Here is a 23,644-nt window from a genome sequence, read left to right on the forward strand (position 1 = left end):
GACGGTTATGGGTTCGAACAAACTCAAGCAGGCTTTCGGGCGTCAACGCACCGTCGAGACCGTCAGCGAGCAGACGTCTGGTCTGTCACAGCTTCGGGAAACGCCGTCGAAATTCGATCACGCGCGACGCGCTCTGGCTCATGCGTCGATCGCCCCCGTCGTCGCGCCCGTTGCAGCGTCCGCCGTCGAACCGCAGCTTCAGGTTCTGACTGGCGATCTCAGCACGGCAAGCAGCGAATATCGGCAATGGTGCGAAGCGAATGCCTATCGTCCGGGCACGAACATCGAGATTCCTGTTGGAAAACTCAAGTCGTCGCGCTACAACGCGCGGCACTTCTATCTTTCCACACAACTTCAGGAATTAATCGCAAACATTGCGGAACATAAGCAACAACAGCCGATTCACGTCACTCCCGACTACGACAATCCCGGCTACTACTTTGTCACCGATGGCGGTCGTCGCTGGCGTGCGCTGGAGGCGCTGAAAAGCCCGCACGTGATCGCACTGGTCGTCGATGTGCCGCTCGGCGTACAAAGCTACAAGTTGTCGTACGACCTCAACGTCACGAAGCAGGATCAGACGCCGTTCGACGACGCGATCAAGTGGAAAGGCATGCTGGCCGATGGCACGTTCAAAAGTGCGCGCGAGCTAGGAGAAGTGCTGGGGATCGCCGAAGGGCAGATTTCCAAGACGCTGTCGCTCGCAGATCTTCCCGAAGATCTGCTCGAACTCATGGTCGCGATCCCCGCTGAAGAGATGGGCCTGCGCAAGGCCTATGAGGTGGGCCGCTACTGGGCCGTCAGCGGTAACGACGAAGCCGCCACCGCCAAGCTGATCGAGCACATCGCCAATGGCGACTACGCCATCAAGCGCGTGCAGGCGGCGATCGCCGGTCTCAAGGCCGCGTCGGCGGGCGGCAAGGCCAATTCGCGCCCGGTCTTCAATCGCCGCGTGGACTTCCGTCTGCCGAGCGGCGAGAGCGTCGGTAGCCTAAAGACCTATGGCGAAGATCGTCTGGATCTGCGCGTTTCCGGGCTGCCGATCGACGTTCGCGACCGGCTGCAGGAAGCCATCCAGCAGGCGCTGCAGCGATTCGTCACGTCGAAGCCGGGCAGCGACGAGCCGGACGCGCAATGACGGCTACCCTCGGCATTTCATCGGGCACGCGGCGGCTCGCGCTGGGTCTCGCCGCCGTCGCGACCAGCGCGTCCATCGCCATCACGTGGATGGCCGGCCGCGAGCGCGGCGGCACCGAGGCCGAACAGCTGATCTGGGTGACCGTTGGACTGTCGCTGCTGCTCGGCGCTCATTTGATCCCGGCCATGACGCACGGCGCGCGCCACGGAATCCGCATCGTCGCGTACGGATTGTGGGCTGCGGCCATGGTGTCGACGGGCTACACGCACGGCACGTTCTTCCTGGCGGCGCAGCAGCATGCCGGCGACGTCCGGGCGGGGCAGGTGACGGTGCCAGGCGCCGCGCCCGCGGACCTGACCACGAGCAAGGCGATCTCGGCGCTGTTGCGTCAGCAGGCGCGCGTCGAAGGGTCGCTGAACCAGTCGACGCTGGCGAAGTGCCATGACGATTGCCGCGCGCTGGACGTGCGACGCCGAACGCTGCGCAGTCAGCTCGATTCGATCAAGGGGCAACTGGATCAGGCGCGGCGCGTCGAGCGAGACAACGACCGCACGGCCGCGGAGCGTGCCCACGCGATTGCGCGTCAGGACTCACAACGCGGCGACCCTGTATCGACGAAATTGTCGCTCTGGCTGGGCGTGCCGGCGACGACGATCGACCTCGCGATGGCGATCTTCTTCGGGTGGCTTCTCGAAAGCATCGCATGCTTTTCCTGGTACGTCGCCTTGTCGCGGCCCAGACAGGAGCAGGCCCAGGCGGAACAACCCGAGCTGCCGAAAGAGGCGTTTCACCTTGCAGCAGACAGTCCCGCACCGAAGCCGCTGGCGATGATCTACAACATGTCCCAGCCGGCAGCGAACGATTCCGAGCCATTGAATAACACGGCTCAAACCCGCATCCCGCATGTAGAGACTGCGCCATCGGCAATGAGCAACAGCACGCTCATGCGTAGCGACGAGGAAGAGGAAAGGGTGCTACGCGACGCGCTCGAATCCGGCGCTGCGACCAACTCGATTTCGGAGATTGTGCGACTGCTGGGATGCAGCGAGGGCAGAGCGTTGACCTTGCGTCGGCAGATTGCCGCGACCAGCCCGCAACTCTTGCTGGCGACACATCGGGCGGTCGGGTAGCGGGCGTGAACGGCGGCCTGGGAGGTCTGTGATACGAACCGGCAGCAAACGACGCCTTGCGCGCCGTCTACCTGCCGCTCCGCTTACTTCGCGCCAGACGCGGCGTTCGTCAGCAGGAAGTTCAGGAGATCGCGGTCCGTCGGCTTGCCCCAGACCTGCTCGGCGAGCCAGTTGAAGAACGCCGCCTCCGCGGCTTTCTTCGGCTTCTTGCCAGCCGACAGCTTCAACGGCGTCGCGGGCTGTTGCTCGTTGTAGCGCGAAACATAGGCGGTCTGCTCATCCGCATCGAGCTCATTGAAATAGCCCTTCGCTTCGCCAGCCCGGAACGCCTGCAGTTTCGCGAGCAACTGGTCTTCGGCCTGCTCCTGGCGCGATTCCGTTGCGACGACCTTGCGCGACGCGCTGCCTTTGGGCTCCTCAATCTGCCATCCGCCCAGCAATGCCTTGCGGAAATACGCGCCGACGTTCTCCACGGGCTGAGCGTTCTTCTTGCTCAAGCGTTGCTCCGTGTAGTTCAGGGCCTTCTGGATGGCTTCCGCGCCGTGCTCGGCAAGCAGCTTGCGCGCCTCGGTCAGCGGAATATCCAGCTTCGTGATCGCGCCGAGCAGATCGAGATCGTCTTCCTGCAACAACTCTGGCTTCACCTTGCCGCTGATCGTGAACTGGACTTCAGCGATGGTGCGGCCCACCTTGAATTCCTGCAGTTCGACCTCGTGATCGGCAATGCGGTTGATCTCTTCGAGCGCCGGCAACAGCACGCGGCTCTTGAACGTCTTGTACTGCGCGTAGGAACCGCGCTTCCAGTCCATGCCTAACAGCAAGTCGCGCAAAGTATCGACGCTCAGGCGTGGCGTACGGCCCACGCCTTCATACCGGACGACGTTTTCCCACAAGGTCAGCGAATGGCCACGCTTGAACTCGCGAGCGATACGCATATCGATGCTCGCGTAGATCCGCGGATTCATCAGGATCTCGCGGATGTTCTCGGAAAACTGGTATTTCAGGATGGACCCGGACAACTTCGCGCCGGCCACCAGGCCGCTGGCGTTCCATTCCGGCTTGCCCGACAGGTGATCCCAGTTGACGACGAAGCCGACCAGCGAGTTGATCGTCGCCTTCACGTAGTCACGGTTCTTCGTGTTCAGGCCGACGTCGGAAATCAGATCGCCGACCGTGTATTCGAACCATACGCGTTCACCTTCCTTGTTCTGTTCGATCGCGTTCTTGATCAGGGCGTTGAACATCTTCGCCTGCTGCAACGAAATCGGTCCCGCCTGGGGCGCGATGTGTACAGCAGGTACAGCCTTCCGGAAAGGCTCCGGTAACTCGGGGATCTGGAAGAGGGCGATCTGAGTCGGGTCGGTTTTTGTCTCGTTCTTCTTCGGCACAGTAGCTTCAGGTCGGAAGGGCAATTCGGGGTAACAATACACTGTACCGCGTTCACCTTCAACCCTGCGGAAATTACCTCGCGAAGTGCCGTTCTGACTGAACCATACGCGTTCACCTGAAGATTTTCATGGTACGTCTTTATAGAAAAGACTTATAAAACAATAACTTATAAGTTAGCAAGCGCTCACTCATATAGCGATTCTGAACCATAGGCATTCACCCTAAGTGAGTTCCGCGTGCCTGAAAATCGCGGATTTGGCTGTCACCAGAACCATAGGCGTTCACCTGAAGCCGATTTGCACGATCTATTGGCAGAAACAGGTGTCTGGGAACCATAGCCGTTGACCAATCATGCGAAAAGCCGGGCAAACGAACCATAGGCTTTCACCTCAAGAACCATGGCCGTTATCCTTTGACCTTTCGTATGCTGCCCTACGCGTGGCGGGGTGTTATAAATTAGCCTATAAAAATCAATAATATGCTGGCGTTATTGAAGGTAACACCCTGGTTTTTTGCCAGAGAGGGGAGAACCATAGCTTTGCACCCATAGCGCGAAGATTGGAGCAGAACGGGGTCGATCGGGCACGCGAAACAGACCGTTTTGCAGGCCCCGAAAGCCCCGCGAACCATAGCTGTTGGCCTTTGACCCATGTGCGTTGACGTATCGAACCATAGGCATTCGCCATGGAAACCATGTTCGTTAACCTATAGAACCATGCGCTTGCACCCAACGAACCATCCGCGTTGACCTTTTCCCTCTGAAAGCCAAGCCAGGTAAGGGATCTGGATGCGTAAACTATTAAAGGGTGTAAACGTGTTAACTGAAAACACGTAAACGGCCCGTCGTTGGCAGAGAAAACGTAAACATCTGAAAACCATAGACGTTCACCTCAAGCGCATTTCGGCTACTGAACCATAGGGATTGACCTATCCAGTCCCGCAGCGTTGTCCGCAGACCATGCGCATTCACCCTTGTTACGCCATCGACTGCGACCGGTTTCGAAGCGCGAAAGTGAACGTCGATGGGTCCATCGACGAATGCAGATTGTCGCCGGAATCGACGCTCAGGCGAACGGCAATGGTCCTTCGAACTGGCCGATGTAGCACAGATGAGATACCGCGCTATCCCACGCATCACTCCAGTGATGAAGCATGAACGCCGGTGGTTCCAGCAATGAAGCCGCCTCTACACCCCCGTGAAGGCGCAGCGCGATCTGCGTCGTGGTTCTGGGACAAGTCACGATGGGAACCGCTCCAAAGCGCGTATGCATCGACCGGTGCACGTGTCCGGCAATGATCCTGCCAGCGTGAGCGTGTTTCGCGGGGAGAACGCCTAACGCTTCCGGCGGCCGCAGGCCGTAGAGATTGAGATAAGGTATCCCGGTCGTGAACGGAGGGTGATGCATGGCGATAACCGCCGGTCTCCCTGTGCAGGCCACAAGCTCACGCTCCAGCCAGAGCAGCGTAGCCTCAGAGAGTTCGCCGTGGTGAAGTCCCGAAACCGTGGTATTCAGCGCCAGGACTCGCACCTGATCGACGTCGGTACCGAAGTTCAGCTCGCCTTCACGTGACGGCCAGGGCTGGTCGCCGAATGCACTCCGCAGATGCGCCCGATCGTCATGATTGCCCGGCATGACCGCGTATAGCTGCTTCAGCGGCACGAGTAGTTCGCGCAGCATGGCATATTCCTCGGGAACGCCCTCGTCAGTCAGGTCGCCGGTGATCAGCACGAGTTGCGGCGCAGGGTTCAGGCGATTGAGCGTTTCGACGGCCTCCGCGAACATCGCATTCGAGTCGACGCAATCCTGATACAGCCGCCCGCGCGGGCGGACGTGTATATCGGAAACCTGCGCGATCACAATCATGGAACGCCTTTTGTCGATTAATCGGCATTAATCGGCCAAAAATGGACTCGCGCCGAACGGCCATCCCACGAGCCGATTAAAGCTCCCGCTGAGCCAGACCGATAACTGTTTTGTAGAGCCACACTGGCGACATACCAGCAACGCAACGACGACCCGAAGGCCCAAGAAGGCGGATACCGCGCGCCTCAAACCTTCGTCATGGACAGAACAATCAAATAAGCAAAATCAGACCGCAGGGGAGAGGTCAGGCATGAAAGTCCACGCAAGTGCGCTCACATTGCTGAGCTGGCTGGCGCAACGCGAAAGCGCGTCGGTCAGTGAAATCGTCGCGTCGGGGTTGATGAATTCGCGTGAAGCTTCGGACGTGATTCGCTATGCCATCCGCCACGGTGCGGCCGTTCGGGTGACGGCCGGCGCGCGAGGTCTGGCTCGCTATCGATCGACCGGCGCCGCTTTGCCGGAACCGCGCGCCGGCATTGCGGCGCCTTGCTTCCAGGGCTTGCTGAGCGCTTGGGGCATCGCGCAGGAGCCGCCGCAGCTTCCGGTGCTGAACGCGCGGGTGTACCAGATCGCCGATATCGCGCAGGAAGGCTAGCCAGGGCGCAGGGGCCGCCCACTATCGATTGCCAGCGACACCGTGCTTGCGCATGCGCAAAATACTGTATAAATTAACAGTATGTGCATGCATCCAGTATGGAGGTCACATGGAATCGCTTATCCGCATTGTGAATGCCGAGGATCGCGAGAATCTGGACTGGCTGATGGCGAACGTGGGCGCGGAGCGCGTGCGGGCGGCTATGAAGCGTTTGTCCGAGGGCGGGCGTCGGCCGTTTGTCTCCGCGCTGTGCCGGTATCTGGGCGCGTGGCCGCCCGTCCAGCGCCGCGCAATCGAAGGCGAGTCCACGCACACTTCCGTGGGCGACCTGCACCTTCTGCGCATTCGGCAGTTGCTCGCGCGTAGCAAAGCCGCCAAGCCTGGCGCGGGTTGATCGGCTGCTCGTGCGACTCGCCCGGAATGCAGCCCGATGCACCGTTGACCGGGCGCCGGAATCTCACGACTTTCTGGCGGGGAAGAGGGCGATCAACTCGGCCGAAACGGAGTTCAGAATCTGGCGTGAAAGCTTGGGATCGGAGACCGCGCGCGAGAGGCCTAGCGCACCCACATAGGCGCTGTAAATCAGCATGGCCTTCGCGCGCAGGTTGCCTTCGGTGCCTTCAGGCATCTGGCTTTCGAGCAGCGCGAGACTGCCTTCCAGACGTTCGGTATAGACCTCGCGCGCGCCATCCGTGCTGCGCGCGGCATCGTTGACCAGCGCCGAAATTGGGCAGCCGCCGGTGACGTTATCGCGATGCTCTTCCGAGAGATACGTCTGGATGCTCTTCTTCAACGTGGGTTGCGCGGTCAGAACCGACGCTTCCATTTCCTCGCAAGCGGCCGCGATCGCCTCGACCACTAGATCGTCGCGCGAGGCAAAGTGCTTGTAAAAGCCGCCGACGGTCATGCCGGCTTCCTTCATGATGTCGGCGACGCTGATGCCTTCCAGACCGAGTTCGCGAAAGCGGCGTGCTGCAACATCGACAATACGCTGATGCGATTCCGCTTTTTCTGCTTGGGAAGATCCCATGTTTCCCTCCTGGGCAATGATCGCTGAGGATAGCCATGATAATCCACATGACTATGCTCCGCAGGGGCCATCGTCCAGTCTAGGCGCGCGATTATGTTCCCTGGAAAAATGGGCAATTCAGCGCATTGGCTTTTGCTCAGGCCTTCTGGGTACGGCTTTTTCGGCAATTACGGTCACGCACAAACGTATCGAGCAACGCGCCGGCGCAGTGGCGCGCGAAGCCGGGATCGAGCGGCAGATTGTCGAACAGCATCCGGTACATGACGGGCGCAATGACTTGATCGAGCACGTCATGCATCGCCGGAATGGCTTCGCCGCGGGCCAGCGCGCGATCGAATATCACCTGTACCTGCGCCCGCACGATATCTGCGCATTGGCATGCTGGTCCGCTGCCGTCGGCCTCCATGGCGGCGAGCACGTCGCGGATCATTGCGCGGCCCGGCGACGAAGTCATCTCTTCCTGATACGTCTGCGCCCACGATTCCAGGTCACTTCTGAGCGAGCCTGTGTCGGCCGGCACGCTATCGGGGTAAAAGCGTTCGACGGCGACATCGGCAAGCAGCGATTGCAGATCGCCCCAGCGTCGATAGATTGTCGATGGCGTGACGTCGGCGCGCTGGGCGATCATCGCGACCGTGATCTCGTCGCGCGATAGCTCCGTCAAAAGCGTCTTCACCGCGTTGTGCACGGACTCCTGCACTCGTGCGCTGCGCCCGCCGGGCCGCAAGCCTTCACGTACCACCATTGCTTTGACTCCTGCCTGTTCTCTGCTTGTTGCCGCGATCGCCGACGCGAAATGCGCCGATCGTCCGGCAGTATGCCACTAAAGCTAAAAAGTTGCATTAAGGATCGGCTTCAGTCAGAATCCACTAAAGCAATTTTGTTGCGTTAACAGCCGGAGAGACCCATGTCAGCAGAACAGATAACGACCCTTGCGACGCCCAGCGCTTCGCGCAAATGGGGCGCACTTTCGATTTACGCGCTCACCGTCGCGACGTTCTTCGGCGCGTCCAGCGCGCCTACGCCGCTTTATCGGCTCTATCAGGATGCGTTTGGCTTCTCGCCGGCGATGCTCACGCTGGTCTTTGCCAGCTACGCATTCAGCCTGCTGGTCGCATTGCTTACGACGGGTTCGTTGTCGGATCACATCGGCAGGCGGCCCGTGATTGTGGGCAGCGTCCTGCTGGAGATCGTTGCGATGCTGGTGTTCGTCGAATCGCACAACGCCTCCATGCTGATCGCGGCGCGCGTCGTGCAGGGCTTCGCAACCGGCGCGGCAACCAGTGCATTGGGCGCGGCCATTCTCGATGAAAGCCGCACGCTCGGGCCCTTGGTGAATGCACTCGCTTCGCTTGGCGGCATGGGCGCGGGTGCATTGGGGGCGAGCATGCTGGTCGCGTATGCGCCGTGGCCCATGCAATCGATCTTTATCGCGCTGATTGCGATGCTCTTGATCGAGGCCGCGTTCGCCATTGCTCTGCCCAAAACGATAAGCCGCGTGCCGGGCGCCATTGCAGCACTGATTCCTCGCGTGAACATTCCGCGCGCCGCCCGTGGTGCCATGTTGCGCGTCGCGCCTGTCGATATCGCCGTATGGGCTTTAGGCGGTTTTTATCTGTCGCTGGGGCCGACGCTGGCCCGCGCGGTGATCGGTACAGCAGATGCAACGATAGGTGGCTGGGTTGTATTTGCGTTGACCATGGGCGGATTTGCCGCCATTCTGGCGCTGCGCAAACTCGATACCGTGTACGTGTTGCGATTCGGTGCCTCGGCGCTGGTGGTGGGATTGCTTATCACGCTGGCGGGCGTCCACGCTGAAAGCGCAGGCGTCTTTTTTACGGGCACGGCCATCGCCGGAACGGGTTTTGGCGCTGCATTTCAAGGGGCATTGCGTTCCGTCATGCCGCTTGCGGAGTCACACGAACGTGCCGGGCTAATGGCCGCGTTCTATATCCTGAGCTACCTGGCATTCAGCATTCCGGCGATTCTCGCAGGGACGCTGGCGCATGTGATTGGCTTGCGCGCAACCACGGATGCCTACGGCCTCGTGTTGGTCGTGCTTTCCTCGATGACGCTTGTTGCCAGCAGCGCGGGGCGAAGTGCCAGGCCCAAGCTGCAATGATGTTCAGGCAGCGTGTTCAGTCCACGCTGTCTTCGCTAACCTTAGCGCTGCAGTTCTCCCTGAAAACACGTTCGGTCGAGGCCGGAAACTTTGCGAGCTTATCCGCCGGCCTGCGAGGGCGCGTCACCAGTTCTCCGCCACAATTCGGGCAGATGCCGTTCAGGACCTGATCGGTGCAATGGCTGCAAAACGTGCATTCGAATGAGCAGATGCGCGCATCCGTCGAATCAGGCGGCAGGTCTTTATTGCAGCATTCGCATCCGGGGCGAAGTTGGAGCATGATCCGTTTTCCTTTGAAAGCGTTGTTATGCGCGATTCAAACTGACTGCGCGGTGCGCCCGGCGAACAGGGCTTGAATCTCAGCATACGGCAAGGCCTTGTCATAGAGTCGATCCGAACGGCCGTTCTGTAGAAATTCCTGCATCCATGTTTTCGCCGTTTGCAGTACGATCTGCGAAATCGCACCACCGGCGCTCAGCCTGCGAACCCCGAGTTGTCCGAGCGTTGCTGCATCGGGAAGGCCTGGCACGGCCATCACGTTCAGCGGCACGGTAATCGCGCTGACGATTGCAGCGATATCGGCGGGCTTGGCGAGCGCGGGGAGGAACAGGCCGTCGGCACCCGCAGCCGCGTAGAGATCGCCGCGCGCGATTGCCTCGTCCGCTTGTCTGAGCTTGTCGACGAGGTTGGCGAGAAACACGTCGCTACGCGCATTGATGAATAGATCGGCACCAGCCTTTGAAACGGCTTCCCGAATAGCGCGAATTTTTTCGGCCAGCAGTGAAGGCGCGTCGCGACCGTCCTCGATATTGATGCCCGCAATGCCCAGCTCGACCAGTTGCATGACGTGATGCGCCACCGTTTGCGGATCGTCGGAATAGCCATTCTCGATGTCGACGGACAAAGGCACATTCAATACGCGAACGATGCGCCGCACGCTGGCAACGACTTCGTTGAACGGCAAAACGCGGCCGTCCTGATACCCCAGTGCCCACGCAAAGCCCGCGCTGGTGGTGGCGATCGCGTGGGCGCCTTGCGCTTCGGCAAGACGTGCGCTTCCCGCGTCCCAGACGTTGGGTAACCGAAGCGGCGTCGAGTTATCGTGAAGCTGGCGGAACTGGTCTGCAATAGACATGATGCCTTCCTGATTTCAATGATCTACCGGGAAAATAACCGTCAGAAAATCTGTTACGGTCACTAAGTTTCTTCAAGCAACTATACGAAGTGACGCCGCTTCGAGCTACTGTCGAAACCGGATAACTGCTCCCCATAAAATGGGGAGCTTATACATTCACAGACGTTCTTTCGCCCGTAAAATAGGGAGTATGTTCATAATCTAGTGCTTTCCCTGGTGGCGACGTTATTCGTCTTCGATCGTGTGCATCTTCTGCGCTGGCGGTGTATTGTGAGACTCAGGCAGGCCACTTATAGAGGTCAACCATGCGCAGGAACGCCACGCTTTTGAGCGCAATACTGTCATTCATGCAGGATGACGAAAAACCAACGCAGTGCTGCAAGGATATTGAAACCGGAGTGGGCAAGCAGGGAAATCATAGCTGGCCGGAAATCAGGTTGCATCTAGCACTACTCAAAGATATGGGTCTCGTGACCGAATGCACGACAGCCGCAGAATATCGGCTTACCAGTGCGGGATACGATGTGGTGGAAAGCTCGAATCCCATCGAACAAATGCGTGCATGGACAAAAATAGGTAGTAGTCCAAATACACCAATGGAACCGTCATTCTCGACATCGCGTCATCCGCTGCCGCCGGCCATCCGGAGCCAGCGCTTCACTTGAGTTGAGTTCATTTTCCCTGTTCCGAAGGCGCGAGCCTTCAGAACAGGCAAGTCATCAACCCTTCGGCACGGCTTTCTGCGCGGCCTGTTGCGCGACAGGTTGCGTGACCGGTTGCGGCGCATCCCATCCGCCGCCGAGCGAGCGGAACGTTCTCACTGCTGCGCGCGCGGCATCGGCTTTGGTTGCATCGAGGTCATCGCGTGCGAGCAGCAATTGCCGGTCTGCATCGAGCACGTCGGTCAGTGTGATCGAGCCGGCCCGATAAGCCTTTTCCGAAAGATCGCGCGCCCTGGTCAGCGCCGTCACTTCCTGCTCGACTTCCTGAGCGCGAATTTCCGACTGCGACAGCGCCATCAAGGCATTTTCAACATCTTCGGTTGCTTTGAGCGCGGCCTCCTTGTACTGCGCCAGCGCTTCGGCATTGGCGCCGCGCGCCTGTTTGACTTCGGCGTCCACCTTGCCGAAATCGAACAGCCGCCACTGCAACGCACCCGTGCCGATCGGCTCAAAAGATCTGGCGCTGAACAGATGATTGGTCGAAATGCTGTCGAAACCCAATGCGCCCGAAAGAGAAATCTTCGGATAGTATTCGGCGATGGCAACGCCAATGCTTTCGTTGGTGGCCGCCAGATGTCGTTCGGCCGCGATGATATCCGGGCGCCGCCGCAGCACATCGACCGGTTGATCGCCTGTGCCGATGGCAGGCACTTCAGGAATGATGGCGGCGTTCGTATTGAGCTCCGCCGCATAGGTGCCAGGCTGCGCGCCCATCAGCACATCGAGGCGGTTCAATTGCGCCTCGAGTGCGATGTGCAGAGCGGGCAGACTCGCGCGTGCCTGACGCAGCAACGCTTCTGCCTGAGCGACCTCGCGCTCGTCGGCCGCGCCCGCCTGCTTGCGCGCCTGCACGAGATTGAGCAGATGCGCATCCGTATCGATCTGATCCTGCGTGACGGCCACTTGCGCCTGGAGGCCGCGCACCTGCAGATAAGCGTCGGCGGCATCGGCGGCCACCGTGATGCGGGTCCCGAGTTGTGCAGCTTGCGCCGCCTGTTCTTCGTCGCGGGCGGCGGCGTGGGCGCGCCGCAGGCCGCCTGCGAGATCGATTTCCCAGCTTGCCGTCGCGCCCACCACATACTGCTTCTGGTCGCGGCTGTAGTTGGGGAACGCGCTGGCGAGCGTGCCGAGCGGGCTCGTCGTGCTCTGGTGCTCTGCCGTGGCCGAACCACCGGCATCGACGGTCGGCAGCAACTGCGCGCCTGCGGCTTGGGCCGCCGCGCGTGCCTGACTCACCCGTGCGATAGCCGCCTGCAGATCGAGATTCTGATCGAGCGCGCGCTGGACGACTTTTTCCAGCATCGGATCGTTGAATCCGGTCCACCACTTGTCGAGCCTGGGCGCGGGCAGCGTCGTCTGCCGGTTGGCGACCGCCCCGGTGTTATGAAACGGCGCCATGTCGGTCTGGGGCGCTACGTAGTTTGGGCCCACCGCGCAGCCCACGAGGGCTGCGCTTACGATCAGACTGCCGATTATCGCCTTCGAGGTTTTAGCGAGGAAGTGACTCATTTGGCTTCTCCACTGCTGAGTTTGCGCGGCAATGCACGCGCATTCCTGATACCGAGCTTACGCACAAACGCATAGAACGCCGGTGTGAACGCAAGGCCGAAGATCGTGACGCCGAGCATGCCGAAGAAAACCGTGGTGCCCAGCGACTGACGCATTTCCGAGCCCGCACCGCTTGCAATGGCCAACGGCGCGACCCCGGCGATAAACGCCAGCGAGGTCATCAGAATTGGACGCAAACGCACGTGGGCAGCATGCGTGGCCGCATCTTCCGCGCCGACGCCGTCTTCGTCCTGTCTTTGTTTGGCGAACTCCACGATCAGAATTGCGTTCTTCGCAGCCAGTCCCACCAGCACCACGAAGCCGATCTGCGCCAGGATGTCGATAGGCATGCCGCGCATATTCAGCCCAACCGCTGCAGCAAGCAGGCACATCGGCACGATCAGTACAATGGCCAGCGGCGTTTTCCAGCTTTCGTACTGGGCCGCGAGCACGAGGAACACGAACAGTGCCGATGCCGCGAAGATCACCAGCGGCGACATTTTCTGTTCTTCTTGCTGATGAGCGAGGTCGGTCCATTCGAACGAGACACCATTCGGCAGAACCTGGTTTGCCAGTTGCTCCATGCGCTTCATTGCGTCGCCCGACGAAACTCCAGGTGCGGCCGCGCCCATGATTTCCGCAGCTGGGTACAGGTTGTAGCGCGGCACACGATAGGGCGTGGTGTTGTCCTTGAAGGTCGCCACCGTACCAATCGGCACCATTTCGCCTGACGCATTGCGCACCTTCAGTCTTCCAAGATCATCCGGAGTCCTTCTGAATTCTTCGTCACCCTGCACACGAACCTGATAGGTGCGGCCTAGATAATTGAAGTCATTGACATATTGCGAGCCGAGATAAAGCTCCATCGTCGAGAATACATCGGTTGGCGTGAGTCCGACCTTTTCGGCCTTCAGTCGATCGACATCCGCATAGACAGATGGTGCGCCAGCGTTGTAGAGCGTGAACACACCACCGAAGGCCTTGTCCTTGTTCGCCGCGCCAACCAATGCATTGGCCGCCTGAGCGAGCGCCTGCGGACCGACTCCGGCGCGATCCTCCAGCATCATCTTGAAGCCGCCCGCTGCGCCCAACCCCTGAACCGGCGGCGGATTCACCACGATCACCACCGCGTCCTTCACACCCGCCAGGCGTTGACGCAGCGTCACCAGCATCGTCGCGGCATTGACGCCCGGGACGTGCTCGCCATATAGCGACGGCAGGCCGGTAAAGATCGTGCCGACATTCGGCGCAATCGTGCCGGTCGTCACATCGAAGCCCGTCACCGGCGACGTGTGATCGATGCCCTTCGTTTTCAGCGCGATATCGTTCACTTCGCGCACCACCTTGTCCGTGCGTTCGAGGCTGGAACCCGGCGGCAGCAGCACGATAATGGCCTGATAACCAATGTCCTGTTCGGGGATAAAGCCCGTTGGCATTCTGGCCATCTGGATGCCGGTTGCCGCGATCAGGCCGGCATAGACGATAAGCATGACCGTCGTGGCGCGAACGAAGCGCCCCGTGAGTTTGCCGTAGCGATCGGAGAGCCATTCGAACGATGAATTGAAGCGGCCGAAAACTGCATGATGCATGCGGCCGAGCGCGGTCGTTGCGGGTTCGTGCGCGCGTTCCATGTTGTGCGGCTTGAGCAGCACTGCGCACAGCGCCGGGCTCAGCGTGAGCGAGACGAAGCACGAGATGACCGTGGAGGCCGCGATGGTGATGGCAAACTGCTTGAAAAACAGGCCCGAAATCCCGGACATCAACGCAGCCGGACCGAACACCGCGCATAGCGTGAGTGCAATCGCAATGAGTGCGGTGGAAACTTCGTTCATGGTTTGATGCGCGGCTTCGCGCGGCGTCATGCCCAGCGCCATATTCCGCTCGACGTTTTCCACCACGACGATCGCATCGTCCACCACGATACCCACCGCGAGCACGATGCCAAACAGCGAGAGATTATTGATCGACGCGCCAAAGAGCGAGAGGATCGTGAAAGTGCCCAGCAACGAAACCGGAATGGCCACCACGGGAATAATCGTGGCGCGCCAGTTCTGCAGGAATAGATACACCACGCCGACCACCAGCAGAATCGCAATGACAATCGTCTTGATCACTTCCTCGATCGACTGGCCGACAAATGTGGTCGGGTCGTAGATCTTCATGTAATCGACGCCCGGCGGGAACTGTTTTTTCAACTCGGCCATCTTGCTCCAGACGGCGTTTTCCACCTGCACCACGTTGGCGTCCGGCGTGGCGACCACGAACCACGGTGCAGCTGCGGCGCGGTCGGCGTAGGCTTTCGAGCCGTAGTCGACCGAACCGAGTTCCACGCGACCGATATCGCGAACTCGCGTGACGCGGCCGTCGGCATCGGACTTGACGACGACATCGCCGAACTGTTCGGGCGTAGTCAGGCGGCCTAACGCTTCGACGTTGATCTGGTAAGCGCCATTGCTTGAAATCGGCGGCTGGTTGAGCACACCGGCTGAAACCGGGGCATTCTGCGCACGCAGCGCGTTCAGCACATCGCTGGCGCTGATGCTGTAGGCGGCGGCTTTATCCGGGTCGATCCAGATACGCATGGCGTATTGACGCTCGCCGAACAACTGGAAATCCGACACGCCCGGCAATCGCGCGATCTGGTCGCGGATCTTGAGCATGTAATTGGACAGGTATTCGGGGCTGCGCGAACCATCCGGGGAATAGACGTGTACGCCCAGCAGCAGCGCCTCGATTGTCTTTTTCACCTGAACGCCCTGCAATTGCACGGGTTCCGGCAAGCGCGACAAGGTATCTTCAACACGATTGCGCGTGAGCATCAGCGCAACATTCGCATCGGTGCCCACCTTGAAGATGACCGTGATCTTGAGCTGGCCGTTGCCGGTCGACTGGCTCGAAATGTAATCCATATTCTCGACGCCGTTGATGGCCTGTTCGAGCGGTGTGGCCACCGTGCGTGCGATCGTGTCCGCCGAAGCGCCGGGATAGGACGTGGTGATCTGGATGGTTGTCGGGACGATGTTGGGATACTGGGCAACCGGCAACGAGTACATTGTCATCAGCCCGACCAGAACAGCAAAGATATTCAGCACTGCTGCGAAACGCGGGTGCTCAATAAAGAAGTGCGTCAGTTTCATGATTTGGCTCCGCCGTCGTCTTGCGACGACGTGAACTCAATGGTGCCCGCATGCGGCGAGACTTTCGCGCCCGGCCTCACTTTGGGCAGGCCGTCGATAATCACCTTGTCGGCCGGCACGAGGCCCGCACGAATGACACGCAAGCCGCCGCGCAAGTCGCCTATCTCAACCTTCTTCGGTGTGGCGACATCGTCCGGGCCAACGACAAAGACCATGTGATCGGTTTGATCGGCAAGCACGGCCGCATCGGGGACGAGTAGCGCCGGTTGCGGCGCAGATGTGGCGAGCCGCACGCGCGCAAAGCCGCCGGGCGTAAGTGAAAGATCGGTGTTCGGAATCGTTGCGCGCGCATGGATTGTGCCGCTCGACCGGTCGAGCGCATTGTCGATGAAGTTGAGCGTGCCCTGGCGCGTGAAGCCGGTCGCGCCGGTTGGCGAGATATTGACCGTGTCCGCGAGCGGCCCTTGCGGGTGGGTGCGCGACTGCTGGAATGCCGCGTAATCGTTCTCGCTCATATCGAAGTCGAGATAGACCGGATCGAGCGACACGATGGTCGCAAGCAACGTAGTGGGGCTGCTGCCCGCGCGGCTACCCGAAACGAGATTGCCCGCCGAAACGAGGTGCGTGCCCATGCGGCCAGTGAACGGCGCCTTGATCGCGCAGCGGTCGAGATCGAACTTCGCGTCGCGCACGAGGGCATTCGCGTTATCGACTGCCGCCTGCGCCGCGTGTTGTTCGGCAACGCGCTGATCGACGTTTTCGACCGTGCCGGCTTCTGCGCGCTGCAATTCCTGCGCACGCGCCAACTCGCGCGTGGCCAGTGCGAGGCGCGCATTGGCGGATTCCCGTTGCGCGGTCGCTTCGCTGAGCTTGATCTGGTACGGCTCGGGATCGACTTCGAAAAGCAGGTCGCCTTTGTGGACGATATCGCCGTCCTTGAAGTTGATTTGCGTAAGCGTGCCGCCAACCTGCGCGCGAATCTCAACGCGATTTACCGCAGAGAATTGCCCGAGAAAGCCAAGCCGCGTTTCGATATCGTGCTGCAGCGGCGCGCTGATGGCGACGGGCGGCGGCGGCGGTGCTGCGGCCGCTGCCGAATGTGAGCCACGCATGTGCCACGCCGTAGCGGCCACAGCAACAAGGACCGCCACGGCGATGGCTTTGCCTACCCAACGCGGGGAGCGGGAATGGGCCGGACTATCGGGTACGACAACCCGTTCCTCGGCCTGATCAATACGCTGATTCATAGTAATCCTGATTAGTTAAACGCGCTGGACAACGTGTGGACCACTACCGGCCTTCGCCCAAATCCGCGTTAGATGATCAACCTTAACTATCTGCGATCAAGATAGTGAGTATAATCCAGAATGTCAAGGCTCCTGAGCCTGCGGCAAGATCGGCAGACGGGCGACTATGTTCTGAAACATCGGGGAAAGCAGATATGAAATGACGCTGCCAGTGCAGCGGGGAGTAACGGTATGAAGAAGTCGAAATCGGAGACGGCGGCTACGCGCAAACGCATCGTCGAGGCCGCCGCGCAGGTATTCAGCAACAATGGAATTCATGCGAGCGGCGTGGCGGAAATCATGTCCGCGGCGGGCCTGACGCATGGCGGGTTTTATCGGCATTTCGCCTCCAAGGAGGATCTGGTTGCGGAGGCCTGCGCGGCCGGCATGGCATCGACGCTCGACGCGATCGACGCTTCGTTTGAACATGGAGAACAGGCGTTCATCGAACATTTCGAGGCCTTTTTGATGGATCAAAACCGTGCAGCCTGTCTGGGCGAATGTCCGTTGATTGCAATGGGCAGCGAGCTTGCCCGCGCGGACAGCGAAACGCGCCGCGCCGCAACGCGTGGCTATCGCGCGCTGATCGACACCCTGTCTGCAAACGGTGCAGCAGACGAAGGCGCGGCCATGTTCGTGTTCTCTGCGATTCTGGGTGCCGTCACGGTTTCGCGAATCGTCGATGATCGCGAGTTGTCGGCGCGTATTCTTGCGCAAGCGAAGGCGCGCATTGCGGCGTTATTGTCGAATTCCAATGCGCCTGACAATCGGGCCTTACCGGTGGACGGCTAGATCGCTTTGTCCCGGCGCTTCGACCTGATCGGCTGGCAGCGCCGGGACGAATCGACGGTTACGCCGCGACCGCATTGGTGGTTTTCGCCACCGAGGCAATGCGCCGGCTCGCCAGTTCGGAAACAAACAGCGCCACGACAACCGAGATGCTCGACAAAAAACCCAGTTGATGGCCGCCGACGAGCGGGATTGCGGCCGCGCCCACTGCACCGGCAATCGACACGCCGATATACGTGCCCGACGTGTTCAGGCCCACCAGCACAGCGGTCATCGACGGATTCAGGCTGGCAAGTCGGAACTGCTGCGGCACGAGAAAGCCCCACGAACAGGCACCCCAGACGATCACGGCGAGCGCGGCGCTCCATAGATGGGCGCTGGACCACGGCATCGTGAAGAGCACGGCGGCCACTGCCGCGAGCATCAGAATGAGCACCTTGCGCGAACCGACCTTGTCGAGAATGCGGCCGGTCAAAAGATTCGATGCCGTTCCTGCGAGGCCGTAGAGCACCAGAAGCGCGCCGAGCACCATCGGGCTATGGCCCGTGGCGCGGTCGAACACAAGCGGGAAATAGCTGAAGATCGTGAAGGTGCCGATCTGTGCGAGCACGGTTGCGGTGAGCGTCAGGCCCACGCGTGAATCGGCCAGCGGCGCGAGACGTTTCGACAGTGAGATCGCCGGTGCAAGCGGCACCTCCGGCATGAAGGCCCAGATCCCGGCAAAGGCCGCCAGGCCCAGCGCCGCGACAAAGACCAGCGTCCAGTGCCAACTCGCAAGACCGCCGATTACTGCGCCCAGCGGCGAGCCCAACGCAGTCGAACTGGTCAGCCCCGCCACGATGATCGACAGCGCGTAACCGCGCCGTTCGGGCGGCACCAGCATCGTGCCGGTGCCGCTCGCCGTCGGTGAAAACATGGCGGCGCCGAGCCCCGCGAGCGCTCGCGTAGCCAGCGCGATGCCGATATTCGGCGCCACGATGGTGGCCAGGTTGGCGACGACGAACAGGCCGATGCCACCCATCAGCATGCGCTTGCGCGCAACGTTGGCGGCCAGCGCGGCGATGGTTGGCCCGAGTAGCGCATAGCTCAGCGCATACACTGTAATCAGTTGGCCGGCGGCACCAATGCTCACATGAAAGTCGCAGGCGATTTCGGGCAGGATGCCTGCGAAAACGAAGCTGTCGGTGCCCAGTGCAAACATGCCCAGCGCAAGGGTCAGAAGGCGGCGATCCATGACGGTTCCTCAGTAGCACAGCGTTGTTAAGTTGCGTGGCGAAACTATAGGGAACGCAGTTTCATCACGCTACTATCTGCGCCGGGTAACTGTTCCCCAGAAAATGGGGAAGTTGCGTCACGAAACTTGAGGTAGTATCGGCTTCACCATGTACCGAAAACGCCTTGATGGAATGAACTGTTCGATAGCCCGCGCGCTCGACGAGGTTGGCGAGTGGTGGACCTTATTGATTGTTCGCGAATGCACGCAGGGGAGCACGCGCTTCGACGAGTTTCAGGGGGCGCTGGGTATCGCGCGCAATGTGCTCGCCGCGCGGCTTGAACGCATGATCGAACTGGGGATTCTCGAACGCTTCCCGCTGGCGGCGCGCGCAAATACATTCGGGTACCGGCTGACTACGAAAGGTGCCGATCTCTATCCCGTGCTGGTCGCACTCATGCAATGGGGCGATAAATGGCTGGCCGTCGATGGACGTGCGCCCATCGCGCTTGTCGAGGAGGCGAGCGGCGAACCCGTCGATATGATGGGCGTAACAGGGGCGCATGGACGCGCGCTGCGCTTTCAGGATGTGCGTTTCGCGCCGGGGCCGGGCGCCACCGGCGCGACGCATGCGGCGATAGAAACCCGCAATGTGCGGGTTCTTGGCGATGCGGACGATTGAACGCCAATCAGCTTTTCTGTTGCTTGCCGAAACCCGATAGCGATTGGCGCAGCTTCGGCGCAGCGAAATCGATAAAGTTGCGCAGCTTCAGTGCCATAAGATTTCTGGAAACGTGAACCAGATGAATCGGCACAGGTTCCACTTCGAACTGCGGAAGCAGGATCTCTAGCTGCCCGGCTTTGAGCGCTTCATCGGCATCGTGTTCGAAGACCAGCGTGATGCCCACGCCGTCCACCGCCGCGCTAACGGCCGCATCGGGGGCGGTCACTTCCAGTCGCGCCTTGACTTCGAGCGTCAGCAGTTTGCCGGTCGATGGCAGCCGAAAGCGCCAAGGCGAAAGATAAGGGCTGTTGAAAACCACACACGCAGATTTCGGCAATTCCGCCGGGTCATGCGGTGCCGCGTGCCTGCCCAGGAAAGCGGGGCTCGCACACAGAATGGGCCGCAGCGAACCGACTCGCGTGGCGATCATATTGCTGTCGGCCAGTTCGCCGATCCGCACAGCCAGATCCGCATGGGCATCGATCAGGTCGATATTGCGATCGGACAGCAGCAGGCGCACGGTGATGTCGGGATATTGCGCAAGGAATTGATTGATCACCGGTAGCACGTGCAGGCGCCCGAGTTGCACCGGCGCGGTCACCACCAGTTCCCCGCGCGCGGAAGTGAATTCGCCAGTGGCTTCGTGCTCCTGCTCGCGAACCATATCGAGAATGCGGCGCGCGGCGGCAACATAGGCTGCGCCGGCATCGGTCAGCGTGATCTTTCGCGTGGTGCGGATCAACAGGCGCGTGCCGAGCATCTCTTCGAGATCGGCAACCTTGCGCGTGAGCGTGGTCACGGGAATCTTCAACTCGCGCGCGGCGGCGGAGAGGCTGCCCGCATCCACCGCGCCCAGCAGCATTTCCATCGCTTCGAGTCGGTCCACGGTGTTTGCCCGGAGGGAATGAGTTGCGGGTTATTGTATGAGATCAGAACAGCGCTTTCTGCGGTTTGCCGCGCCAGGCCGCATCTTCGATCAGCAACAGCCTTTCTTTCGCGGCAAGTCCGCCTGCGAAGCCCGTCAATTCGCCCGACGAACCGATAACGCGATGGCAGGGCGCAATGATGGAAACCGGATTGCGTCCATTCGCGGCACCTACCGCGCGCACGGCACGTGGGTTGCCGATCCGCGTTGCGATCTGCGCATAGGTGCGGGTCTCGCCGTAAGGAATCTCGAGCAAGGCATTCCAGACCTGCTTCTGAAAATCCGAACCGATAAAATCGATACGGACATCGAAGGTGTTTCGCTTGCCAATGAAATATTCGCTTAGCTGGCGCTCCACTTCCAGCAGCGTGGGATCGTCATTCGCTTCCTGCAAGCTGCCTAGCCGCACGCGCCCTGGGCGCTCTTTTTCCCACAGGATGGCCACCAGCGCGCACTCGCGCGACACCAGCGTGAGTTTGCCTACCGGGGATGGCATGAACTTGTACAGAAAAGCTGTCTCGTGCTGCATGCTTGCCTCTTTGGCTGGAGCGTTCGTGCGTCAAGAGCCGGGTGCTATGTCACCTCGTCCACACGCCGGAACTGCCACGCCGATGACTATCGATCAAGTGTATATCCACGATGCCGGCCGCTTCCATGAGCGCAAACATCGTGGTAGGGCCCACGAATTTGAAGCCGCGTTTGCGCAGTGCCTTGCTCAACGCAATGGATTCTTCGGATGTGGTGGGAATATCCGCCATAGTACGCGGTACGGGCGTGGCGGCGGGCTTGAATGACCAGATGAATTCGACCAGGCCGCCATCCTTGCGTAATTCGATAACTGCCTGGGCATTGTTGATGGCGGCATCGATTTTTGCCCGATTGCGGATGATGCCGGTATCCGCAAGCAGGCGTTCGATATCGTGCGCGCCAAACTTCGCAACGAGGTCGGGATCGAAATGGCTGAATGCCTTGCGCAGAGCTTCGCGCTTTTGCAGAACGATCAACCAGGACAGCCCCGATTGAAATGCTTCCAGACTGATACGCTCGAATAGCCCGCGCTCGTCGAGAACCGGCATGCCCCATTCCGAATCGTAATACGCGCGCAGCAAGAGATTGTTCACGGCCCAAGGCGGCCGTTTCAATCCATCGTCGCAGACGATCGCCTGGCCGTTCGCCGATGCGTCGACGATGGCTTGGCTCAATGCCTTTTCTTTCAAGATCGCGTCTCCAGGCCGATAGGGTTGTGCTGTGCGGGCTTTAGTCCCCGGAGGATTTTAACCGTCGCCGCGGTTCAGGCTATCGAAGTCCGGAATCGTGGATTATGCATATCATTCAGGTTTTTTGCTGCGATGTGCAGCGCTCGGCCTGTCCTGGAGCAGGACGGTCGGGATTGATTCGACCAGATGCGGGCTGGCGGCAAACCTGATGCCGATATGGTGAAGCGGGTCTTGGCGAGCGCCTGAATACACTTACAGCGAAGCGGAGTACGCCATGATCACTGCTGCGATTCGTCATCCACGTGACTGACTGCGGACGCAAGTATCAATTGCCCTTCGTTGAACGGCACGCCGTATCGGCCGGCTGTCGGCCTATACACAGCATCGCCTGGCTGAATCGTCAGACCCGTGGCCGCGCATTGTGCGCGCCGGCGCGAGTGACACATGCGCCAGATCTGTTCGCCGTAGCAGCCCGTGCGCGGATCGCTCCAGCGAACCGCAATCGTGCGGACCGTCGGATGGTCAATGACAACGGCGGGGAAGCCTGGCGCGCTGCCAGGCGCTTTGTCGTTGTCGACGCGGTCATTCGCGTGGCGCGTATTCGTGCGGCCGCGATGTGACTTACTCACTTCGGGCTTCGCAATGGCGGGCTCGTGCGGGAACAGAAGATCCAGCAGGGCATGTTCGAAGAGTTGTTGCTCAGTCGTCTGGTACATGGCTGTCCTTGTACGGGCCGCAGCCAGAGCATCCGGGCGTGTCTGCGGCGAGTGCCAGCAATGATAAGGGCAGCCTTGCGGCGGATAAATCCTGCGATCCTAAATTCACTATTCGGATCTTCCCGACAATGACGATGTTGGGGGGCTTTCGAATAGGCTAGCGGGAAGCCGAGGTGTGAAAGGCGATCCCGATCGAGTACGACGGATGCGCGCAATAAACATCGAAATGCGAAGTAATTTATGAAAGCCTCAGCCGGGTAAATTCGTATCGACTCAATGTCTTTTAAAGCTCATTGAGTCGTATGACCACGCTTCGCGTGGCGTTCAACGCACCACGCGTTACCCCCGTGCCTAAAAAAGCCGTGGCGTGCCGACCCAGACGAGTACCGCTTCGTCGTCGCGCGAATTGGTCCAGCTATGCGGCACGGTCGATTCGTAGTGCGCGCTGTCGCCCGCGCCGAGCACGAAAGACTTGCCTTCCAGCGTGATCGTCACTTCGCCACTGAGCACGTGGACGAATTCCTCGCCCGCGTGCGTGGTGACTTCGCTCGCCCGCTTGCCCGGCGGCATGCGCACGAGAATGGCTTCGAGCTGGCGCCCACCCGACTGGTTCGAAAGGCGCGCGAACAGGTTGGTGGAATCTGCGAAGGAAAAATACTGCAGATCCTTGTGACGCCGCACGCAACCTTCCTCGGTAGGCGTATCGACGAAATAGCTGACCGGCACGCCCAGCGCCTTGGCGATGCTCACGAGCGAGGTGATCGACGGGCTGGCGTGGTCGCGTTCGACCTGCGAGAGAAAGGGCTTGGAAAGCTGGGAGACAGTCGCGACGTCGTCGAGCGTGCGGCCCTGGCGCTGACGCAGCGAGCGGATCTTGCTGCCGACGGAGACGACGTTTTGAGTTTCGACGGTTTTCGATGCCATGGTGAAGCCGGGTCGCTTGTATTGGAAGCGCAGCAACCT

Annotated in this window: 23 protein-coding genes; 8 read left to right on the forward strand and 15 right to left on the reverse strand. The window is 60.3% G+C overall.

All coding sequences use genetic code 11. From position 1 onward, the window contains the following. Nucleotides 1-7 precede the first annotated feature (7 nt). A complete protein-coding gene (locus U5A67_RS11330; RefSeq protein ID WP_321814068.1) occupies nt 8-1,138 on the forward strand; it encodes a ParB/RepB/Spo0J family partition protein in 1,131 nt (376 codons plus the stop codon). Further along, nucleotides 1,135-2,268 carry a hypothetical protein gene (locus tag U5A67_RS11335; protein WP_321814069.1) on the forward strand — a complete coding sequence of 378 codons (1,134 nt, stop codon included), beginning with the start codon at nt 1,135-1,137 and terminating at the stop codon, nt 2,266-2,268. Before U5A67_RS11330 ends, U5A67_RS11335 begins: the two co-directional genes overlap by 4 nt. An 83-nt stretch (nt 2,269-2,351) precedes the next feature. On the opposite strand, the gene U5A67_RS11340 is transcribed toward U5A67_RS11335, so the two are convergent. After that, entirely contained in the window at nt 2,352-3,656 is a 1,305-nt protein-coding gene (locus U5A67_RS11340) for a replication initiation protein (protein WP_321814070.1), read from the reverse strand. A gap of 1,065 nt (nt 3,657-4,721) precedes the next feature. After that, entirely contained in the window at nt 4,722-5,522 is an 801-nt protein-coding gene (locus tag U5A67_RS11345; RefSeq protein ID WP_321814071.1) for a phosphodiesterase, read from the reverse strand. 250 nt (nt 5,523-5,772) lie between these two features. On the opposite strand from U5A67_RS11345, the gene U5A67_RS11350 reads away from it, so the two are divergent. Together U5A67_RS11350 and U5A67_RS11355 are read left to right on the forward strand one after the other, a co-directional pair. Further along, complete coding sequence (locus U5A67_RS11350) at nt 5,773-6,117, forward strand: hypothetical protein (protein ID WP_321814072.1); 345 nt, start codon at nt 5,773-5,775, stop codon at nt 6,115-6,117. 109 nt (nt 6,118-6,226) lie between these two features. Next, nucleotides 6,227-6,511, forward strand: coding sequence for a hypothetical protein (locus tag U5A67_RS11355; RefSeq protein ID WP_321814073.1), 285 nt, complete (start codon nt 6,227-6,229; stop codon nt 6,509-6,511). Between the two features lie 63 nt (nt 6,512-6,574). Here U5A67_RS11355 and U5A67_RS11360 read toward each other — a convergent pair whose 3' ends face one another. Then, on the reverse strand, nt 6,575-7,147 hold the full coding sequence (locus U5A67_RS11360; protein WP_321814074.1) for a TetR/AcrR family transcriptional regulator: 573 nt from the start codon (nt 7,145-7,147) through the stop codon (nt 6,575-6,577). Nucleotides 7,148-7,283: 136 nt separating this feature from the next. After that, nucleotides 7,284-7,775, reverse strand: a complete 492-nt coding sequence (locus U5A67_RS11365) for a TetR-like C-terminal domain-containing protein (protein WP_321814075.1) — start codon at nt 7,773-7,775, stop codon at nt 7,284-7,286. A 279-nt stretch (nt 7,776-8,054) separates the two neighbouring features. Here U5A67_RS11365 and U5A67_RS11370 point away from each other — a divergent pair, with 279 nt between their 5' ends. Further along, nucleotides 8,055-9,269, forward strand: a complete 1,215-nt coding sequence (locus U5A67_RS11370) for an MFS transporter (protein ID WP_321814076.1) — start codon at nt 8,055-8,057, stop codon at nt 9,267-9,269. Between the two features lie 16 nt (nt 9,270-9,285). Here U5A67_RS11370 and U5A67_RS11375 read toward each other — a convergent pair whose 3' ends face one another. Both U5A67_RS11375 and U5A67_RS11380 read right to left on the reverse strand, forming a co-directional pair. After that, entirely contained in the window at nt 9,286-9,549 is a 264-nt protein-coding gene (locus U5A67_RS11375) for a DUF1272 domain-containing protein (RefSeq protein ID WP_321814077.1), read from the reverse strand. Between the two features lie 36 nt (nt 9,550-9,585). After that, a complete protein-coding gene (locus U5A67_RS11380; protein WP_321814078.1) occupies nt 9,586-10,404 on the reverse strand; it encodes an isocitrate lyase/phosphoenolpyruvate mutase family protein in 819 nt (272 codons plus the stop codon). Nucleotides 10,405-10,709: 305 nt separating this feature from the next. On the opposite strand from U5A67_RS11380, the gene U5A67_RS11385 reads away from it, so the two are divergent. After that, nucleotides 10,710-11,069, forward strand: a complete 360-nt coding sequence (locus tag U5A67_RS11385) for a hypothetical protein (protein WP_321959695.1) — start codon at nt 10,710-10,712, stop codon at nt 11,067-11,069. Between the two features lie 54 nt (nt 11,070-11,123). Here U5A67_RS11385 and U5A67_RS11390 read toward each other — a convergent pair whose 3' ends face one another. The 3 genes from U5A67_RS11390 to U5A67_RS11400 are packed head-to-tail and all read right to left on the reverse strand — an operon-like array spanning nt 11,124 to nt 16,923. After that, on the reverse strand, nt 11,124-12,635 hold the full coding sequence (locus tag U5A67_RS11390) for an efflux transporter outer membrane subunit (RefSeq protein ID WP_321814080.1): 1,512 nt from the start codon (nt 12,633-12,635) through the stop codon (nt 11,124-11,126). Continuing rightward, nucleotides 12,632-15,811 (reverse strand): multidrug efflux RND transporter permease subunit, encoded by a 3,180-nt coding sequence (locus tag U5A67_RS11395; protein ID WP_321814081.1) that lies wholly within the window; start codon nt 15,809-15,811, stop codon nt 12,632-12,634. The genes U5A67_RS11390 and U5A67_RS11395 overlap by 4 nt, the downstream gene beginning before the upstream one ends. Continuing rightward, nucleotides 15,808-16,923 (reverse strand): efflux RND transporter periplasmic adaptor subunit, encoded by a 1,116-nt coding sequence (locus U5A67_RS11400; protein ID WP_321814082.1) that lies wholly within the window; start codon nt 16,921-16,923, stop codon nt 15,808-15,810. Before U5A67_RS11400 ends, U5A67_RS11395 begins: the two co-directional genes overlap by 4 nt. Nucleotides 16,924-17,289: 366 nt before the next feature. Between U5A67_RS11400 and U5A67_RS11405 the strand changes: the two genes are divergently transcribed. Beyond that, nucleotides 17,290-17,889, forward strand: a complete 600-nt coding sequence (locus tag U5A67_RS11405; protein ID WP_321814083.1) for a TetR/AcrR family transcriptional regulator — start codon at nt 17,290-17,292, stop codon at nt 17,887-17,889. A gap of 58 nt (nt 17,890-17,947) precedes the next feature. Here the strand turns inward: U5A67_RS11405 and U5A67_RS11410 are convergent, their stop codons facing one another. Continuing rightward, nucleotides 17,948-19,120 (reverse strand): MFS transporter, encoded by a 1,173-nt coding sequence (locus U5A67_RS11410; protein WP_321814084.1) that lies wholly within the window; start codon nt 19,118-19,120, stop codon nt 17,948-17,950. A 172-nt stretch (nt 19,121-19,292) separates the two neighbouring features. Between U5A67_RS11410 and U5A67_RS11415 the strand changes: the two genes are divergently transcribed. Further along, a complete protein-coding gene (locus U5A67_RS11415; protein ID WP_321814085.1) occupies nt 19,293-19,781 on the forward strand; it encodes a helix-turn-helix domain-containing protein in 489 nt (162 codons plus the stop codon). A 7-nt stretch (nt 19,782-19,788) separates the two neighbouring features. On the opposite strand, the gene U5A67_RS11420 is transcribed toward U5A67_RS11415, so the two are convergent. The 5 genes from U5A67_RS11420 to U5A67_RS11440 all read right to left on the reverse strand — a co-directional run bounded on the left by U5A67_RS11420 (nt 19,789) and on the right by U5A67_RS11440 (nt 23,605). Then, complete coding sequence (locus U5A67_RS11420) at nt 19,789-20,709, reverse strand: LysR family transcriptional regulator (protein ID WP_321814086.1); 921 nt, start codon at nt 20,707-20,709, stop codon at nt 19,789-19,791. Between the two features lie 43 nt (nt 20,710-20,752). Continuing rightward, nucleotides 20,753-21,277, reverse strand: coding sequence for a methylated-DNA--[protein]-cysteine S-methyltransferase (locus tag U5A67_RS11425; RefSeq protein ID WP_205982116.1), 525 nt, complete (start codon nt 21,275-21,277; stop codon nt 20,753-20,755). 49 nt (nt 21,278-21,326) lie between these two features. Continuing rightward, nucleotides 21,327-21,869: a DNA-3-methyladenine glycosylase I gene (locus U5A67_RS11430; RefSeq protein WP_321814216.1), complete on the reverse strand. Its 543-nt coding sequence runs from the start codon at nt 21,867-21,869 to the stop codon at nt 21,327-21,329. 374 nt (nt 21,870-22,243) lie between these two features. Beyond that, nucleotides 22,244-22,681: a DUF3331 domain-containing protein gene (locus U5A67_RS11435; RefSeq protein WP_321814087.1), complete on the reverse strand. Its 438-nt coding sequence runs from the start codon at nt 22,679-22,681 to the stop codon at nt 22,244-22,246. 351 nt (nt 22,682-23,032) lie between these two features. Continuing rightward, nucleotides 23,033-23,605, reverse strand: coding sequence for a cupin domain-containing protein (locus tag U5A67_RS11440; protein ID WP_321814088.1), 573 nt, complete (start codon nt 23,603-23,605; stop codon nt 23,033-23,035). Nucleotides 23,606-23,644: the final 39 nt, after the last annotated feature.

This window comes from Paraburkholderia sp. J69-1 (assembly GCF_905220255.1).
Lineage (GTDB): Bacteria > Pseudomonadota > Gammaproteobacteria > Burkholderiales > Burkholderiaceae > Paraburkholderia.